At 43.5% G+C, this 16,012-nt stretch carries 18 protein-coding genes; 17 read left to right on the forward strand and 1 reads right to left on the reverse strand.

Translation table 11 applies throughout. From position 1 onward, the window contains the following. Positions 1-8: 8 nt before the first annotated feature. The 10 genes from ispH (at position 9) to OCV99_RS02455 (ending at position 8,157) form a co-directional block, all read left to right on the forward strand. Entirely contained in the window at positions 9-863 is an 855-nt protein-coding gene (gene ispH, locus OCV99_RS02410) for a 4-hydroxy-3-methylbut-2-enyl diphosphate reductase (protein ID WP_158367804.1), read from the forward strand. Further along, a complete protein-coding gene (rpsA, locus tag OCV99_RS02415; RefSeq protein ID WP_158367806.1) occupies positions 844-1,938 on the forward strand; it encodes a 30S ribosomal protein S1 in 1,095 nt (364 codons plus the stop codon). The genes ispH and rpsA overlap by 20 nt, the downstream gene beginning before the upstream one ends. Before the next feature lie 112 nt (positions 1,939-2,050). Continuing rightward, positions 2,051-3,370, forward strand: a complete 1,320-nt coding sequence (rsxC, locus tag OCV99_RS02420) for an electron transport complex subunit RsxC (protein WP_158367808.1) — start codon at positions 2,051-2,053, stop codon at positions 3,368-3,370. A 28-nt stretch (positions 3,371-3,398) separates the two neighbouring features. Further along, positions 3,399-4,352 carry an RnfABCDGE type electron transport complex subunit D gene (locus OCV99_RS02425; RefSeq protein WP_158367810.1) on the forward strand — a complete coding sequence of 318 codons (954 nt, stop codon included), beginning with the start codon at positions 3,399-3,401 and terminating at the stop codon, positions 4,350-4,352. Beyond that, on the forward strand, positions 4,352-4,936 hold the full coding sequence (locus tag OCV99_RS02430; RefSeq protein ID WP_158367812.1) for an RnfABCDGE type electron transport complex subunit G: 585 nt from the start codon (positions 4,352-4,354) through the stop codon (positions 4,934-4,936). Before OCV99_RS02425 ends, OCV99_RS02430 begins: the two co-directional genes overlap by 1 nt. A 12-nt stretch (positions 4,937-4,948) precedes the next feature. Further along, the gene (rsxE, locus tag OCV99_RS02435; protein WP_158367814.1) at positions 4,949-5,671 is read left to right on the forward strand and encodes an electron transport complex subunit RsxE; all 723 of its coding nucleotides are present in this window, start codon (positions 4,949-4,951) and stop codon (positions 5,669-5,671) included. A 12-nt stretch (positions 5,672-5,683) separates the two neighbouring features. Then, positions 5,684-6,274, forward strand: coding sequence for an electron transport complex protein RnfA (locus OCV99_RS02440; RefSeq protein ID WP_158367816.1), 591 nt, complete (start codon positions 5,684-5,686; stop codon positions 6,272-6,274). 13 nt (positions 6,275-6,287) lie between these two features. Beyond that, positions 6,288-7,079: an RnfABCDGE type electron transport complex subunit B gene (locus OCV99_RS02445; RefSeq protein WP_158367818.1), complete on the forward strand. Its 792-nt coding sequence runs from the start codon at positions 6,288-6,290 to the stop codon at positions 7,077-7,079. Positions 7,080-7,111: 32 nt separating this feature from the next. Further along, positions 7,112-7,525 carry a DUF2752 domain-containing protein gene (locus OCV99_RS18195; protein WP_227191856.1) on the forward strand — a complete coding sequence of 138 codons (414 nt, stop codon included), beginning with the start codon at positions 7,112-7,114 and terminating at the stop codon, positions 7,523-7,525. Between the two features lie 29 nt (positions 7,526-7,554). Beyond that, entirely contained in the window at positions 7,555-8,157 is a 603-nt protein-coding gene (locus tag OCV99_RS02455) for a hypothetical protein (RefSeq protein ID WP_262574624.1), read from the forward strand. A 43-nt stretch (positions 8,158-8,200) separates the two neighbouring features. On the opposite strand, the gene OCV99_RS02460 is transcribed toward OCV99_RS02455, so the two are convergent. Continuing rightward, on the reverse strand, positions 8,201-9,169 hold the full coding sequence (locus OCV99_RS02460) for an FAD:protein FMN transferase (protein ID WP_158367821.1): 969 nt from the start codon (positions 9,167-9,169) through the stop codon (positions 8,201-8,203). Positions 9,170-9,304: 135 nt separating this feature from the next. Between OCV99_RS02460 and OCV99_RS02465 the strand changes: the two genes are divergently transcribed. The 7 genes from OCV99_RS02465 (at position 9,305) to OCV99_RS02495 (ending at position 15,994) form a co-directional block, all read left to right on the forward strand. Next, the gene (locus OCV99_RS02465) at positions 9,305-9,694 is read left to right on the forward strand and encodes a NusG domain II-containing protein (protein ID WP_262574627.1); all 390 of its coding nucleotides are present in this window, start codon (positions 9,305-9,307) and stop codon (positions 9,692-9,694) included. 21 nt (positions 9,695-9,715) lie between these two features. Further along, positions 9,716-10,207 (forward strand): Gx transporter family protein, encoded by a 492-nt coding sequence (locus OCV99_RS02470; RefSeq protein ID WP_158367823.1) that lies wholly within the window; start codon positions 9,716-9,718, stop codon positions 10,205-10,207. A gap of 11 nt (positions 10,208-10,218) precedes the next feature. Beyond that, positions 10,219-10,827 (forward strand): Holliday junction branch migration protein RuvA, encoded by a 609-nt coding sequence (ruvA, locus tag OCV99_RS02475; RefSeq protein WP_158367826.1) that lies wholly within the window; start codon positions 10,219-10,221, stop codon positions 10,825-10,827. A gap of 15 nt (positions 10,828-10,842) precedes the next feature. After that, complete coding sequence (gene ruvB, locus OCV99_RS02480) at positions 10,843-11,844, forward strand: Holliday junction branch migration DNA helicase RuvB (RefSeq protein ID WP_158367828.1); 1,002 nt, start codon at positions 10,843-10,845, stop codon at positions 11,842-11,844. 73 nt (positions 11,845-11,917) lie between these two features. Further along, entirely contained in the window at positions 11,918-12,331 is a 414-nt protein-coding gene (locus OCV99_RS02485) for a cell division protein ZapA (protein ID WP_158367830.1), read from the forward strand. A gap of 37 nt (positions 12,332-12,368) precedes the next feature. After that, positions 12,369-14,513, forward strand: a complete 2,145-nt coding sequence (locus OCV99_RS02490) for a U32 family peptidase (protein ID WP_158367831.1) — start codon at positions 12,369-12,371, stop codon at positions 14,511-14,513. An 8-nt stretch (positions 14,514-14,521) separates the two neighbouring features. After that, positions 14,522-15,994: an FtsW/RodA/SpoVE family cell cycle protein gene (locus tag OCV99_RS02495; protein WP_158367833.1), complete on the forward strand. Its 1,473-nt coding sequence runs from the start codon at positions 14,522-14,524 to the stop codon at positions 15,992-15,994. The last annotated feature ends 18 nt before the right edge of the window (positions 15,995-16,012 follow it).

Here is a 16,012-nt window from a genome sequence, read left to right on the forward strand (position 1 = left end):
GAGGAACCATGGAAATAATACTTGCAAAGACGGCGGGTTTTTGCTTTGGAGTAAAACGCGCGGTAGAGACGGTATATAAGCAGCTTGCAGAAAATAAAGAAGGAAAAATCTATACTTACGGGCCGATCATCCACAATGAAGAAGTGATTAAAGACATGGAGTCTAAGGGCATTATCGTGCTGCGTACAGAAGAAGAACTAAAACAAATAAAAGACGGAACTGTAATCATCCGGTCCCACGGAGTTCCCAGGCATATCTGTGATTACCTGGAAGAAAAACAGATTTCTTATGTAGATGCTACCTGTCCGTTTGTGAAGAAAATCCATAAAATTGTCATGGAAGAAAGTGCGAAGGGATCTTATATTGTTATCGTTGGGAATGGCAGCCATCCGGAGGTAGAAGGAATCAAAGGCTGGGCCGGTTCCTCTGCTACTGTAATCTCAGATGCCGAAGATGCGGAGAAATTTTCTGCTCCGCCGGGCAAAAGAGTCTGCGTTGTGGCACAGACGACATATAATTACAATAAATTCAAAGAACTGGTTGAAATTATCTCGGAAAAGGGGTATGATATAATTGTTTTAAATACGATTTGCAGTGCGACAAAAGAACGCCAGGAAGAGGCGGCAGACATTGCAAAGAGAGTGGACGCTATGATTGTGATAGGAGACAAACACAGCTCAAATACTCAGAAGTTATTTGAAATATGCAATCATGCATGTAACAATACGTACTATATACAGACACTTGACGATTTTGATATGAATCAATTAAGGTCCGTGGAAACAGTAGGTATTACAGCAGGGGCATCCACGCCCAATAATATAATTGAGGAGGTTCAAAATAATGTCAGAATTAACTTTTGAACAAATGTTGGAAGATTCACTTAAGACTATAAGGAATGGAGAAGTAGTAGATGGCACTGTAATTGATGTAAAGCCTGATGAGATTATCCTGAATATCGGATACAAAGCGGACGGTATCATTACAAGAGGCGAGTATACAAGCGAGCCGAATGCAGATTTAACTACACTTGTGTCCGTTGGTGACACAATGACAGTGAAAGTCCTGAAAGTCAACGATGGTGAAGGTCAGGTGTTGCTTACTTATAAGAGACTTGCAGCTGAGAAGGGCAACGAAAGACTGAGAGAAGCTTTTGAGAATAAGGAAGTTTTGAAAGCGCCTGTGGCACAGATCCTCGGCGGCGGTCTGAGTGTTGTCGTAGATGAAGCCAGAGTATTCATACCGGCAAGTCTTGTGTCAGACACATACGAAAAGGATTTGAGCAAATATCAGGGACAGGAGATTGAATTTGTAATCAGCGAGTTTAATCCGAGAAGAAACCGTGTGATCGGAGACAGAAGACAGCTTCTTGTTGCTGAGAGAGCAGAAAAGCAGAAAGAATTATTTGAAAGACTGAAAGTTGGAGATACCGTAGAAGGTACTGTTAAGAATGTGACGGATTTTGGCGCGTTTATTGACCTGGGCGGTGTTGACGGACTTTTACATATTTCAGAGATGTCATGGGGAAGAGTTGAAAATCCGAAGAAGATTTTCCATGTGGGTGATGAAGTAAAAGTTCTGGTAAAAGATATTAATGATACAAAAGTTGCACTGAGCCTGAAGTTCCCGGAGACGAATCCGTGGGCGCATGCAGATGAAGATTATGCAGTAGGAACTGTAATTACAGGAAAAGTTGCAAGAATGACAGATTTTGGTGCATTTGTTGAATTGGCACCGGGTGTAGACGCATTGCTCCACGTATCTCAGATTTCCCGCGCACATGTAGAGAAGCCTTCCGACGTACTGAGCGTTGGACAGGAGATTACGGCAAAGATTGTGGATCTGAATGAAGAAGAGAAAAAGATCAGCCTTAGTATGAAGGCTCTTGAGCTTGAGAGCGAGCAGGCTGCCGCAGAAGAAGCCGAAGAGGCGGAATAGGATTGCGCGCAATCAGACATAGGTTATTATGATAGAGGCTATTATATAGTCTCTATCTTTATGTGCGGACGAATGTTAAAAAAACAACAAAATAGAAAGGAAGGAAAAAGGGATGGCATTGTTAACATTTAAGGGTGGAATTCACCCGGACGATGGCAAACGTCTGGCGAAAGATAAGGCGATTGTCGAAGTAAAGCCAAAGGGTAATTTGATTTATCCGCTTTCCCAACACATCGGCGCACCTGCGAGTCCGATTGTTGCAGTTGGCGACCATGTAAAGAAGGGCCAGAAAATTGCCGAAGCCGGAGGTTTTGTATCAGCTCCGATATATGCATCCGTGTCAGGGACGGTGAAAGCGATTGAACCTCATTTTAGTCCGACAGGGGCAAAAGTGAATTGTATTGTCGTTGAAAACGACGGGATGTATGAAGAGGCGGAGTATGGTTCTGTGAAACCGCTGGAAGAAATGACAAAAGAGGAAATCCTGAATGCTATTGGAGAAGCAGGGATTGTCGGAATGGGCGGAGCCGGATTCCCCACCAGAGTAAAGTTGTCTCCGAAGGAGCCGGACAAAATTGATTTTGTTATTGCAAATTGCGCGGAGTGTGAACCCTACATAACCGCCGATTACAGAAGGATGCTGGAGGATCCGGAGCTTCTTGTAGGCGGCATGAAAGTAATACTTTCTTTGTTTGATAATGCGAAAGGCATTTTCGGGGTAGAAGACAACAAACCGGATTGTATTGAAAAGTTAAGAGAGCTGACCCAAAATGAACCGCGTATGGAGGTGATGGCGCTTAAGACCAAATATCCTCAGGGAGCAGAGCGTCAGTTAATTTACGCCGTTACCGGAAGGGCGATCAATTCGACAATGCTGCCTGCTGACGCAGGATGCGTGGTGGATAACGTGGAGACTATCATTAACATTTACCAGGCAGTTACGAAGGGGATCCCTTCGATGGAGCGTGTTGTGACGGTCAGCGGCGATGCAGTAAATGAACCCGGTAACTTTAAGGTGCTGTTTGGAACGAACCAGATGGAGCTTATTGAAGCAGCGGGAGGGTTTAAGAATGAACCGGAGAAAGTGATTTCGGGCGGCCCGATGATGGGCTTTGCAATGTTTACCCTGGATACGCCAGTGACAAAAACATCTTCATCTATTCTTTGCTTTTCTAAAGATGAAGTAGCAAAACTGGAACCTACTGCCTGTATCAATTGCGGGCGCTGTGTGGATGCCTGTCCAAGCCGGATCATCCCATCAAGACTGGCAGACTATGCGGAACATCACGATGAGGCTGCGTTTGTGAAACAGAATGGTCTGGAATGTGTGGAGTGTGGATCCTGCAGCTACGTATGCCCGGCTAAACGTCCATTGAAACAGGCAATTGGCTCTATGAGGAAGATTGCACTTGCGAACCGCAAGAAGAAATAAATCAGATGAGAGGAAGAGGTGAACTAACGTGGAGAATCTATTAAATATTTCATCTTCACCACATATACGTTCCAAAGTGACTTCCGGTAAAATCATGCTTTATGTGTTGATTGCACTTTTGCCGGCATCTGCTTTCGGTGTGTATAATTTTGGTCTGCCTGCACTGGGGATGCTTATTACGACGACAGTTTCCGCTGTGCTGACAGAATATATTTATGAGAAGTTAATGCATAAAAAAATTACGATTAATGATTTCAGTGCTGCAGTTACCGGACTTTTGCTCGGACTTAATATGCCGGCCAGCGCCCCACTCTGGATGGGTGCTTTGGGAAGTGTATTTGGCATCCTGGTTGTAAAGCAGCTGTTCGGCGGACTGGGACAAAATTTCATGAATCCGGCTTTGGCAGCAAGATGTTTCCTGTTGATTTCATTTACGGGACAGATGACAAGTTTTGCTTATGATGGCGTAACCGGGCCGACGCCGCTTGCCTACATTAAAGAAGGTTCTATGTCAGAGATTAATTCCATGGATATGCTGCTTGGGACGATTCCCGGAACCATAGGAGAAACTTCCGTGATTGCGATTATAATCGGCGCAATTTTCCTGATTTTGATGGGAGTAATTGATCTTCGTATCCCGAGCACTTATATCGTGACATTTGTAATATTTATTGGTATTTTCGGACAGTTTTCCAATGCAGAGGTTGGTCTTTTTGATCCCGGTTATATTACCGCACACCTTTGCGGCGGCGGTCTGATGCTTGGCGCATGGTTTATGGCGACTGATTATGTTACATCACCGATTACGAAAAAGGGACAGTATCTATATGGTATTCTTCTTGGAGTGCTGACAGGGCTGTTCCGGCTTTTTGGCGGTTCTGCAGAAGGTGTCTCTTATGCAATTATTATTAGTAACCTTTTTGTTCCATTAATTGAGAAGATTACTCTTCCCAAACCATTTGGAAAAGGAGGAGAAAAATAGTGAATAAAATTATTAAAAATGCACTTATTTTAACGATTATTACCCTGGTTGCCGGTCTTGGTCTTGGTTTTGTATACGAGATTACGAAAGATCCAATCGCGCAGGCACAGGATTCAGCGAAAAAAGAAGCGTGGCAGCAAGTATTTCCGGAAGCATCTATTGACGACTTTGAAGCGGTAGATGTGGATACAGAAGCCGCCGAAGAAGCTGTTGAAAGTTTGGGCATTAATGCTGTGATTGACGAGGTATGTGTGGTTAATGGCGGAGATGACGGATACGTTATTACTGCAACGGATAAGGAAGGATATGGCGGAGATATCCAGATTACGGTGGGGATTACCAGTGACGGAACCGTTAATGGTATTTCCATTCTGTCCATCAGCGAGACGGCGGGCCTTGGAATGCGGGCGACTGAACCTGAATTCCAGGCGCAATATGAAGGAAAACAAACAGATAAATTTGTAGTATCCAAGGACGGCGGAGACGGAGAACCGATTGATGCTCTTAGTGGCGCTACCATCACTTCCAGAGCAGTAACCGGAGCAGTAAACGCGGCGCTTGCATACTATCAGAATGCTTTTTAGGAGGTAGAGAAAATGAATAATTGTACTGAGAGAGTATATAATGGTTTAGTCAAAGAAAATCCTACCTTCGTATTGATGTTAGGTATGTGTCCAACCCTTGCGGTAACAACATCCGCAATAAACGGTGTAGGCATGGGGCTTTCCACTACGGTTGTACTTGTACTGTCAAATATGTTGATTTCCATGCTCCGTAAGGTGATTCCCGATTCTGTCAGGATGCCTGCTTTTATCGTAGTAGTGGCTTCCTTTGTAACGATTGTGCAGTTTTTGCTGGAAGGATTTGTCCCAAGTCTTTATGATGCGCTTGGCCTTTATATCCCGCTTATTGTTGTAAACTGTATTATTCTTGGTCGTGCGGAAAGTTATGCGTCCAAAAATCCGGTTCTTCCATCTATCTTCGATGGAATCGGTATGGGACTTGGATTTACAGTTGGACTTACGTCAATTGGTATTGTCCGCGAGCTGATTGGCTCCGGCAAGATATTTGGCATGCAGATTCTTCCGCTTGCAGATGCAGCTACAGGGAAAGCAGGCTATACGCCGATTACGATCTTTATCCTTGCTCCCGGCGCTTTCATGGTTCTTGCGGGACTGACAGCGCTTCAGAATAAAGTAAAAAATAATGCGGCTAAGAAGGGCAGGAAAGCAGCAGAGACAGCTTCTTGCGGTGAAGGCGGATGCGCATCTTGCGGCGGATGCGGCGGAAAAGTTTTTCCGACGGGAAATGAAGAGTAGGAGGGTACATAGATGAAGGAATTACTTATTATTGCAATTGGTTCAGCTCTTGTTAATAACGTCGTACTCAGTCAGTTCCTTGGAATCTGTCCGTTCCTTGGTGTTTCTAAAAAGGTAGAGACAGCGGCAGGTATGGGCGGCGCCGTAGTATTCGTTATTACGATTGCATCTTTTGTAACAGGTGTTATTTACAAATTTATTCTGGCCAATCCCGCAATCCTGGGAGGAAAGCTGGTCTATCTGCAGACCATAGTTTTCATCCTCGTTATTGCCTGTCTGGTTCAGTTTGTTGAAATGTTTTTGAAGAAGGCTATGCCCTCCCTTTATCAGGCGCTCGGCGTGTATCTGCCTTTGATTACAACAAACTGTGCGGTTCTCGGTGTAGCGCTTACCAATGTCCAGAAAGAATATTCTATTCTGGCAGGCGTTGTAAATGGCATTGGTACGTCTGTAGGATTCTTGATTGCAATCGTACTAATGGCAGGTATCCGTGAAAAAATTGAATACAATGATATTTCCGAGTCTTTCCGGGGAACACCGATTGTACTGATTACAGCGAGCCTTATGGCTATTGCGTTCTTTGGATTCTCAGGATTAATTTAAGGAGGGACGTACTATGAGTATAACAGGAATTATTCTTGCTGCTGTGGTTGTAGGCGGAACCGGGTTATTCATTGGTCTGTTCCTTGGATTTGCAGGCAAGAAATTTGCAGTAGAGACAGATGAAAGAGAAGAAGCGATCCTGGGAGTTCTTCCGGGAAATAACTGTGGAGGATGTGGATATGCAGGCTGCTCCGGTCTGGCTGCCGCTATCGTAAAGGGCGAGGCGGAAATCGGCGGATGTCCGGTAGGAGGAGCCCCGGTTGCAGCGAAGATTGGCGAGATCATGGGACAAGAAGCAGGAGCACAGGTACGCCAGGTCGCATTTGTAAAATGTGCAGGAACCTGCGAGAAAGCAAAAACGCGTTATGAATATCAGGGACTTCATGATTGTGTTATGGTAAATTTGATGCAGAACGGAGGCCCTAAGTCCTGCAGTTATGGATGCCTTGGAGAAGGATCCTGCGTGCAGGCATGTCCTTTCGATGCAATCCATATTGTAGACGGTATTGCAGTTGTGGACAAAGAAGCATGTAAAGCTTGTGGAAAATGTGTTGCCGTATGCCCGAAGCATTTGATTGAACTGGTTCCATATGAACAGAAGCATCTGGTACAGTGCAGTTCCAGGGATAAGGGAAAAGAAGTGATTGCCGCATGTTCTGTGGGATGTATCGGATGTAAGATGTGTGAGAAGGTATGTGAAGCGGGAGCAGTAACCGTGACTGACAATATTGCACACATTGATCCTGATAAATGTACAAATTGTGGAAAATGTGCAGAAAAATGTCCAAAGAAAATTATTCAGTAGATCGTCTGAAAAAAAGTGTCCATTATTTGTGGATGGATATAAAGAGTGCAAAATGGGTGATTATATTTATAATCGCCTATTTTGTGTTTCTGAAAAACTTCCTATATAGTACGTGCCCGCTGGTTATCCTTACTGGTTTTCCCTGTCCCATGTGCGGTATGACGAGAGCCGGTTTCGCCTTGCTGCGTCTGAATTTTGGAGAAGCTTTCCATATTCATCCGTTTATCTATCCCATCATCTTTATGATAGTGATATTCTGTATAAATCGGTATCTTCTGCTAAAAAAGACACCGGAGTGGATGAAATGGTGCATGATTTTTCTTCTGGCTTCTATGGTCTTATTTTATATCTGGAGAATGTACCGTTATTTTCCGGGAGAACCACCTATGAGTTATTATTACAACAATGCAGCCAGTTGTTTTTTCAGGACTTTTGTGATAAGATAATTTCATGACAATATGAGGAGGATATATACATGGACAACAATTGGAATAATACGCAGAATCATGATCCGGACGATACGCAGGGGAATGCTCAGGGCGGGCAGCCGGAGACATCTGCTGTGCATACAGAACCGGATATGGAAACTACGAAGTTGGATTCGGAGGAAAGAACTGCAGAAACCTATTCGGATCCCAATGCCGGATATTCCTACGGCCAGCAGAATCCATATAGCCAGCAGGATCCATATGGCCGGCAGAATACGTATGGCGGGCAGAATTCATATGGACAGTACCAGTCATATAACCAGCAGCAGAACCCGAATTGGGGACAGGATAATTATAACTATAATGTCGGGAATAACACAGGATATAACCGTTCTTATGATACCGGCATGGATAACAGCCCGATGTCTCTTGGAGACTGGGTCCTCACAATTCTGGCGCTTATGATACCATGTGCAGGAATTATACTGTACTTTGTCTGGGCATTCGGAAAGAATGGCAACATAAACCGCAGAAATTACTGCCGTGCTTATTTGATTATTACAGGGATTACTCTGGTGATATATATTATTATCATTGCAATTTTTGGAGCGGCCATTATAGGCTCTCTTGGCAGTGCACGATATTATTAAAGTAAAAAAGAATTATATAGTTTCTTTTACAAAAAGGCGGCTGTTAATCAGCCGCTTTTTTAACCTGGTTGCGGCTGTTAACAAAGATTGCTTCGGTATTCTCCAGCCTGTTGATAAGTTCCGTTCCCTTTTCTTCACCCAGCACAAAGCAGGCGGTGCTAAGAGCGTCGGCTGCAAGGGAAGAATCGGTAATAATGGTAACGCTGTTTAAGTCGTTTTCGCAGGGATAGCCTGTCCCGGGATCAAGGATATGGTGATAGAAATTTCCACCCTGTTCAAAGTATCTTTGATAGGTACCAGATGTAACAACAGATTTGTCCCTGATTTCCAAAGAAGTAATATACTCCCCGTTTTCGCTAAAGGGTTTTGCTATACCTATATTATATGCTGTCCCGTCAGGCTTAGAACCGATAGCCAGTACGTTGCCTCCAAGATTAATCAGGGCATGTTTTACCCCTTGGTTTTTTAAATAATCCTTCAGACGATCTGCAATATATCCTTTTGCAATTCCGCCTACATCAATTGCAGCTTTTGGATCCTTGAGCGTGACCGTATTGCCGGAGATTATGATGTTTTTATAATTTACATGGGACAGAGCTTCCGTGACGGCATCTGCCATCGGCACAGAGGGATTTTCATCTTTAAAATCCCAAAGACGGCTGACGGCGCCGATGGTAATATCAAAAGCACCGTCAGAAAGATCGCCGTAATAGATTCCCTGTCTGATTAATTCTAAGGTGTCATTTGAAACGGTGACAGGAGCGCCCCCGGCAGAATTAATCCGGGCGATTTCGCTGGTTTCAATGGTGCGGGAGAACTTATTTTCAAAATCACTGCACATGGTAATGCAGTGATTCATTACATCTTCATCAACCCGGTCATAAATCTTTAGAGCAATGACGGAATCAAATGCAGTTCCGGTATAGGATGTCGGTTCTGCAGATATTCCTGAACAGCCGGTAAGAAGGAATACCAAAGTACTTATCAGACAGAGCAGTTGTTTTGCTTTCATATAAAACAGACCTCTTTTTCATAATAGTTGCCAATATTATACCTGGAATCTTTACAATATGCAAATCACAAAATATGAATCGAACATGTGGTTGCATTAATGAGGGGGGTGTGTTAGAATAAGTAGCAGAAACGAATGGAGTGTGACGAATATAAGATGACCGGGCTGAAGAAAAAGGATTTTTTATTGATTATAATCGTAATCTGTGCTGCGTTGGTGGTGTGGGCAGCATTTACGTTTTTTAGGGGCACTGACACCGGCAGCGTTGTTGTAAAGGTAGACGGTGAAATAGAGGCGGTTTATAGTCTGGGGGAGAATCGGGAAGTCGCTATAAATGGAGGAACAAATATTCTGAAGATCAGTGATGGAACAGCAGATATAACGAAAGCAGACTGCCCGGATCAGATTTGTGTAAAACAGCGGTCTATAGCGGCGGATCATGAAAGCATTATCTGCCTTCCCAACAAAGTTGTTGTGGAGATAAGCTCGGATCGGGAAAGCGGCATTGACGCTTCTACGAATTAAGAGAGGGCAGGAGGATAGAAAGTGAGAAGTAAAGTTGCGTATTTTGGAGTTTTTATAGCTCTTGCACTGATTTTCAGCTATATTGAAACATTAATCCCTTTTCAGATAGGTATTCCGGGTGTAAAGCTGGGACTTGCTAATCTGATTATTGTTGTAGCCCTTTATAAGACAGGGGGAAAGGAAGCCTGCCTTTTATCCGTAACACGGGTGGTATTGTCGGGTTTTATTTTTGGGAATCTGTTCAGCATTTTGTATAGTCTGGCAGGAGGGCTTTTGAGCCTTGCTATAATGGTTCTTTTGAAAAGGAATGGAGGCTTCAGTGTTATAGGAGTCAGCATTGCAGGCGGAGTTATGCATAATGTGGGTCAGCTGATAGTGGCGATGTTGGTAGTAGAGACATTCAGTGTTGTATATTATGTTCCGGCGCTTCTGATAGCCGGACTGATCACAGGGATGATAATTGGAGTCGCAGCAAACGAGATGCTGAAGAGACTTATTAATATAGATATGTAAGGAGTAAGCACATGATATCATACATACGGGGAGAACTGGCAGATGTTGAAGAAAATAAGGTTATTGTAGATGCAGGCGGTATCGGATATGGAATTTTCATGTCAGGTCATGCAATCGGACTTTTACCGAGGGTGGGTAGTGAAGTGAAGATTTATACTTATCTGAATGTAAAGGAAGACTGTATGCAGTTGTTCGGGTTTCTTACAAGAGATGAGCTTTCTGTATTCAGGCTGCTGATTACGGTAAATGGGATTGGTCCCAAAGGAGGGCTTGGTATTTTGTCAAAACTGACTCCTGATGAACTTCGTTTTGCGGTGATGGCAGGAGATGTAAAGCTGATTTCTTCGGCTCCGGGTATCGGCAGAAAAACAGCAGAAAAGCTGATTTTAGAGTTGAAAGATAAATTGAGCATTGAAGATGTCCTGGAACGTCAGACGTCAGAAGATGGCCAGATAATGGGTGCGGAAGACAGCGAGGTACAGCAGGAAGCTGTGCAGGCTCTTACCGCGCTGGGGTATGGAAATGCAGAGTCGCTGAAAGCTGTAAGACAAGTTGAATTAGCGGACGGAATGACAACGGAAGATGTTTTAAAGCAGGCACTAAAATATATGATGTTTTAATTTGTGGGAGAGAATATGAACAGACGGATTATTACAACCGAGAACCTGGAAGAAGATGTAAAAATAGAGAATCATTTGCGGCCGCAGCTTCTGGATGATTATATCGGACAGTCTAAGATTAAGGAGACCTTAAAGATTTATATTAAAGCAGCGAAAGAACGGGGAGAGCCGTTGGATCATGTCCTGTTTTACGGGCCGCCGGGACTTGGAAAAACAACACTGGCAGGAATTATTGCAAATGAGCTGGAAGTGAATTTGAAAGTAACTTCCGGTCCGGCTATTGAGAAACCGGGCGAGATGGCTGCAATCCTGAATAATCTTCAGGAAGGGGATGTTTTATTTGTGGATGAAATTCACCGGCTGAACCGTCAGGTAGAAGAAGTATTGTATCCGGCGATGGAAGATTTCGCTATTGATATTATGATTGGCAAAGGCGCAAGCGCCAGGTCTATCCGTCTGGAGCTTCCGCCGTTTACGTTGGTAGGTGCAACGACGCGGGCAGGGATGCTTACTGCTCCCTTAAGGGATCGTTTCGGTGTTGTGGATCGAATGGAATTCTATTCCGTGGATGAATTGACAGCTATTATCCTTCGCTCCGCACAAGTGCTCGGTGTGGAAATTGATGAGAGAGGCGCGAAGGAACTTGCCCGGCGATCCAGAGGAACTCCAAGGCTTGCGAACCGGCTCCTGAAGCGGGTGAGAGATTTTGCCCAGGTAAAATACGATGGTGTTATTTCAAAACAGGTAGCCGATTATGCGCTGGATCTTCTGGATGTGGATAAATATGGTCTGGATCAGATTGATAGGAATCTCTTGTTGACTATGATCCAAAAGTTTCAGGGAGGACCGGTTGGATTGGATACATTGGCGGCTTCTGTGGGAGAAGATGCAGGCACGATAGAAGATGTCTATGAACCTTATCTTCTGAAGAACGGATTCATCCAAAGAACGCCGCGAGGGCGTGTTGCGACGGAGCTGTCATACAGACATTTGGGAATTTTACATGAAAATGTATAAAAATAGTTGGTTTTTGGCGTCGGATAGTTTATAATGATATTTAGAGTATAAGGAAATTGCGAGGAGGTCTTCTATGGCATCATCAAAAAATTACACGGAAGTTCTGATAGGCGGAAAGGTCTTTACTTTAAGTGGCTTTGAAAGTGAAGAGTATCTGCAGAAGGTTTCTACTTATCTGAACCATAAAATAGAAGAGTGTACAAATAGTGAGGGGTATCGTAAACAGAGCGCTGATACAAGAAGTATTTTGTTGGCACTTAATATTGCGGACGATTATTTTAAAGCCAAGAAACAGGGCGGGACGTTAGAGAGCGATATTGAAGCGAAAGATAAGGAGATGTACGATCTGAAGCACGAACTGATTTCTGTTCAGATCAAGCTTGAAAATGCCGATAAGGCTTTGGACAGGCTGAAGGAAGAGAATAAGGAACTGCAGATGAAGATTGTAAAATTGGAAACAGAGATGAAAAATAATCATAAAAAATAGGCTGTCGGCAGACAGCCTATTTTATAATGCATGAGATATGGAAAAGAAAATTGAGATTTTGGCTCCGGCAGGTTCTTTTGAAACTTTGAAGGCGGCTGTTTTAAACGGTGCCGATGCTGTTTATGCCGGAGGGAACAGATTTGGCGCAAGAGCATATGCTGTGAATTTTACAGAGGAAGAATTGCTGGAAGCGATTGACTATATACATTTGCACGGAAGAAAAATTTATTTAACGGTAAATACACTGGTGAAAGAAAATGAGTTTGCGGATTTATATTCCTATTTGCGCCCGTATTATGAGCAGGGATTGGATGCAGTGATTGTCCAGGATATTGGAGTGATGAAATATGTTATGAGACAATTTCCGGGACTGGCCGTTCATGCAAGTACACAAATGACGGTTACGAATTACATTGCGGCAAAGCATCTGGAAGAACTTGGAGTGGAACGGGTTGTTCCGGCAAGAGAGCTATCTCTTTCGGAAATCCGTCAGCTTGCTGAAAATACGGGGCTGGAAATAGAGTGTTTTGTCCATGGCGCCTTGTGTTATTGTTATTCCGGACAATGTCTGATGAGCAGCATGATTGGCGGAAGAAGCGGCAACAGAGGACAGTGTGCACAGCCGTGCCGTCTTCCCTATAAAGTGAATCATTCGAAAGAAGCTATGGATATTTTGAGCCTGAAAGACTTGTGTGCTATTGAACTGATACCGGAGTTGATTGAAGCCGGGGTTACGTCTTTTAAGATAGAGGGACGAATGAAACAGCCTTCCTATGTTGCGGCAGTAACCGGGATGTACCGGAAATATGTGGATCTTTATTTAAGAGAAGGACGGAAGGCTTATAAAGTGACAGAAAAGGATAAGCAGGAGTTATTGGCAGCATATCAGCGGAGAGGCTATTGTGAAGGATATTATAAGCAGCAGAATGGACAGAAAATGATTTCCTTCGGGAGACCGAAAGCATCTGCAGGGATGGAACAGGACTTTACTGTTGGCAAGCTGCAGAAAAAAATGGATGGCAGGCTGCGTATTTCTCCGGGGGAGCGCATAGAACTTGCGATTGCCTGTGGCGAGAAAGCTTGTGTATCAGTAAAAGGCGCCGTTGCCGAACCGGCAAAAAACCAGCCCCTTTCTATCGAGCGGATTGACAGACAAATGCGAAAGACAGGGAATACTCCTTTTATATTTGACAAGCTTGAAATTTGTATGAAAGGCGATGTTTTTTTGCCCATGCAGAGTCTGAATGAGCTTCGTCGTGAAGCAATTGAGAAGCTTCTTTCCAACATCCTTCATAATTATAAAAGGAATCCGGTAGCGGAAGCAGTAAAAATCGAAGATTTGGATTCAGATTTGAAAGCAGAGGAATACGGCTTTACGGCTTCGGTGGAAAATCTGGAACAAATGCAGATGGTATTGGATGCCGGATGGATAAAGAGAATTTATCTGGAGGATGCGGTTTATTATGAGGAAAAATATGAACGGCTGTCAAATTGCGTCGCGGAGGCAAGACGCAGAGGGATTGAAATATATTTTTCTATGGCGCGTATTTTTAGAAAACAGGCGGAGACGCTTTATAAACAATCTTATTCTGATCTGGATAAAATTTTCGACGGGGCACAGGTACGTAATCTGGAAAGCTATTACTTTTTGAGAGAAAAGGGATATAAGAAACCAATTGTATTAGATTCCAATGTATATCAATGGAACAAGGAAACAAAAGCGTTCTGGAAGGCATATGGCGTGGAGCGGGCGGCTGCTCCGGTAGAACTGAATTTTCAGGAGCTGAGGCGGCTGGGCATTCATTCTATGGAACTGGTGGTTTATGGATATCTTCCAGTGATGGTATCGGCAGGCTGTGTTAAAAAGAATACATCGGGTTGTTCTTCACAAAAAGGAATGACATGGCTTACGGACCGTTATCAAAAGAAATTTGTTGTTAAAAATGAGTGTATTTATTGTTATAATGTAATTTATAATGCAGATCCGGTGATGCTGCCGGATCAGAAACAAAAGATAGAAGAATTACATCCCTGTGCACTTAGACTTGCATTTTCTTCTGAAAAGGCGGATACTGTAAAGGAAATCCTCAGGATGTATGAGGATGTGTTCCGGCGGAATAAAAATGTATCTATGCCGGAGAAGGGTTACACAAGAGGGCATTTTAAGCGGGGAGTAAAGTAGGTGAGAGATTGACGAATATTATTGTGGAGCTATCAAAATATTTAATCATTATCATTATCATCATGTACACGTATCTTTGTTTTACGATATTCGGATACCATGATGTCTGGAAAAAGAAAGCGCTGCTGCGCAGGCAGAATATACTAATGTTCCTGCTGCATCTGATTGCTTTTATAATTCTTTACCTGGAGACGGATGATATTAAAATTGTGGCGTTTTATCTGTCTCAGGTAGTATTGCTGGGATTGACAATTATTCTGTATACCCTTATCTATCCGAGGGTATCCCGTTTAATCGTCAATAATATGTGCATGCTGCTATGTATAGGGTTCATTATGCTTACCAGGCTTGCATATAGCAAGGCAATCCGGCAGTTTATTTTTGCTGCTGCGGGAATTGTACTGTGTATGGTAATCCCTGTAATCATCCGCAAAGTAAAGAGATTGGCAGAATGGCGGATTTTTTACGGCGTTGTGGGTATGCTTTCTCTGGGGGCAGTAGCGATTGCCGGGCAGGTGTCTTATGGTGCAAAGCTTGGATTCACGATTGCTGGCATCAATATACAGCCATCAGAACTTGTCAAAATTGTTTTTGTTTTTTTTGTCGCGGCAAGCTTTAAAGAGTCAACGGATTTTAAGAATGTGGTAATTACTACCATTGTTGCAGCCGTCCATGTGTTAATTTTGGTTGCTTCGACGGATTTGGGAGCCGCCTTGATTATTTTTGTTGTTTATCTGATTATGCTGTATGTGGCGACGAAGCAGCCCCTGTATCTTTTTGCGGGAGCAGGAGCGGGAAGTGCAGCGTCAGTTTGTGCCTATTACCTGTTTGGGCATGTAAAGACAAGGGTACAGGTATGGCGGGATCCTTTTGCCAATTATGATACCGGAGGATATCAGGTGGCACAGTCTCTGTTTGCGATTGGAACCGGAAGCTGGTTCGGGATGGGGCTTTGCCAGGGAATGCCGGAAACAATCCCTGTTACGGATACTGATTTTATTTTTGCGGCAATTGCTGAAGAACTTGGGTTAATCTTTGCCCTGTGCCTGATTTTGATTTGTGTGAGCTGTTATGTAATGTTTTTGAATATTGCAATGCAGCTTCACAATCAGTTCTATAAACTGGTTGCGCTGGGATTGGGAACCTGTTATATTTTTCAGGTATTTCTTACAATCGGAGGTGTAACGAAGTTTATTCCGTCTACGGGAGTTACATTACCGCTGGTTAGTTATGGCGGAAGTTCATTAATCAGTACATTGATTATGTTTGCGATTATCCAGGGACTTTATATTTTACGAGAAGACGAGGAAGAAAGCATTGAAAGAAAGAAAAGAGAGCGGCTACGAGCTAAGAGAAGCAAAGAAGAAGGAAGAAATCCGCAGAGAGCGAAAGCAGCTGACAAGAAAAGAGCGCAGGGAAGCGAAGAAAAAAGACAAGCGCCGCGCAAAGCAAAAAAAGGAAGTCAACAAAGAATTCGCTAGGGTTACCTATATATTTGT

It is taken from the genome of Dorea acetigenes, assembly GCF_025567385.1.
GTDB lineage: Bacteria > Bacillota > Clostridia > Lachnospirales > Lachnospiraceae > Claveliimonas > Claveliimonas acetigenes.

Excerpts from the sequence above, each read along its gene's own strand:
- ispH (WP_158367804.1), top strand. The coding sequence starts at position 9 with ATGGAAATAATACTTGCAAAGACGGCGGGTTTTTGCTTTGGAGTAAAA.
- rpsA (WP_158367806.1), top strand. The coding sequence starts at position 844 with ATGTCAGAATTAACTTTTGAACAAATGTTGGAAGATTCACTTAAGACT.
- rsxC (WP_158367808.1), top strand. The coding sequence starts at position 2,051 with ATGGCATTGTTAACATTTAAGGGTGGAATTCACCCGGACGATGGCAAA.
- rsxE (WP_158367814.1), top strand. The coding sequence starts at position 4,949 with ATGAATAATTGTACTGAGAGAGTATATAATGGTTTAGTCAAAGAAAAT.
- OCV99_RS02440 (WP_158367816.1), top strand. The coding sequence starts at position 5,684 with ATGAAGGAATTACTTATTATTGCAATTGGTTCAGCTCTTGTTAATAAC.
- OCV99_RS02445 (WP_158367818.1), top strand. The coding sequence starts at position 6,288 with ATGAGTATAACAGGAATTATTCTTGCTGCTGTGGTTGTAGGCGGAACC.
- OCV99_RS18195 (WP_227191856.1), top strand. The coding sequence starts at position 7,112 with ATGGATATAAAGAGTGCAAAATGGGTGATTATATTTATAATCGCCTAT.
- OCV99_RS02455 (WP_262574624.1), top strand. The coding sequence starts at position 7,555 with ATGGACAACAATTGGAATAATACGCAGAATCATGATCCGGACGATACG.
- OCV99_RS02460 (WP_158367821.1), bottom strand. The coding sequence starts at position 9,169 with ATGAAAGCAAAACAACTGCTCTGTCTGATAAGTACTTTGGTATTCCTT.
- OCV99_RS02465 (WP_262574627.1), top strand. The coding sequence starts at position 9,305 with ATGGAGTGTGACGAATATAAGATGACCGGGCTGAAGAAAAAGGATTTT.
- ruvA (WP_158367826.1), top strand. The coding sequence starts at position 10,219 with ATGATATCATACATACGGGGAGAACTGGCAGATGTTGAAGAAAATAAG.
- ruvB (WP_158367828.1), top strand. The coding sequence starts at position 10,843 with ATGAACAGACGGATTATTACAACCGAGAACCTGGAAGAAGATGTAAAA.
- OCV99_RS02485 (WP_158367830.1), top strand. The coding sequence starts at position 11,918 with ATGGCATCATCAAAAAATTACACGGAAGTTCTGATAGGCGGAAAGGTC.
- OCV99_RS02490 (WP_158367831.1), top strand. The coding sequence starts at position 12,369 with ATGGAAAAGAAAATTGAGATTTTGGCTCCGGCAGGTTCTTTTGAAACT.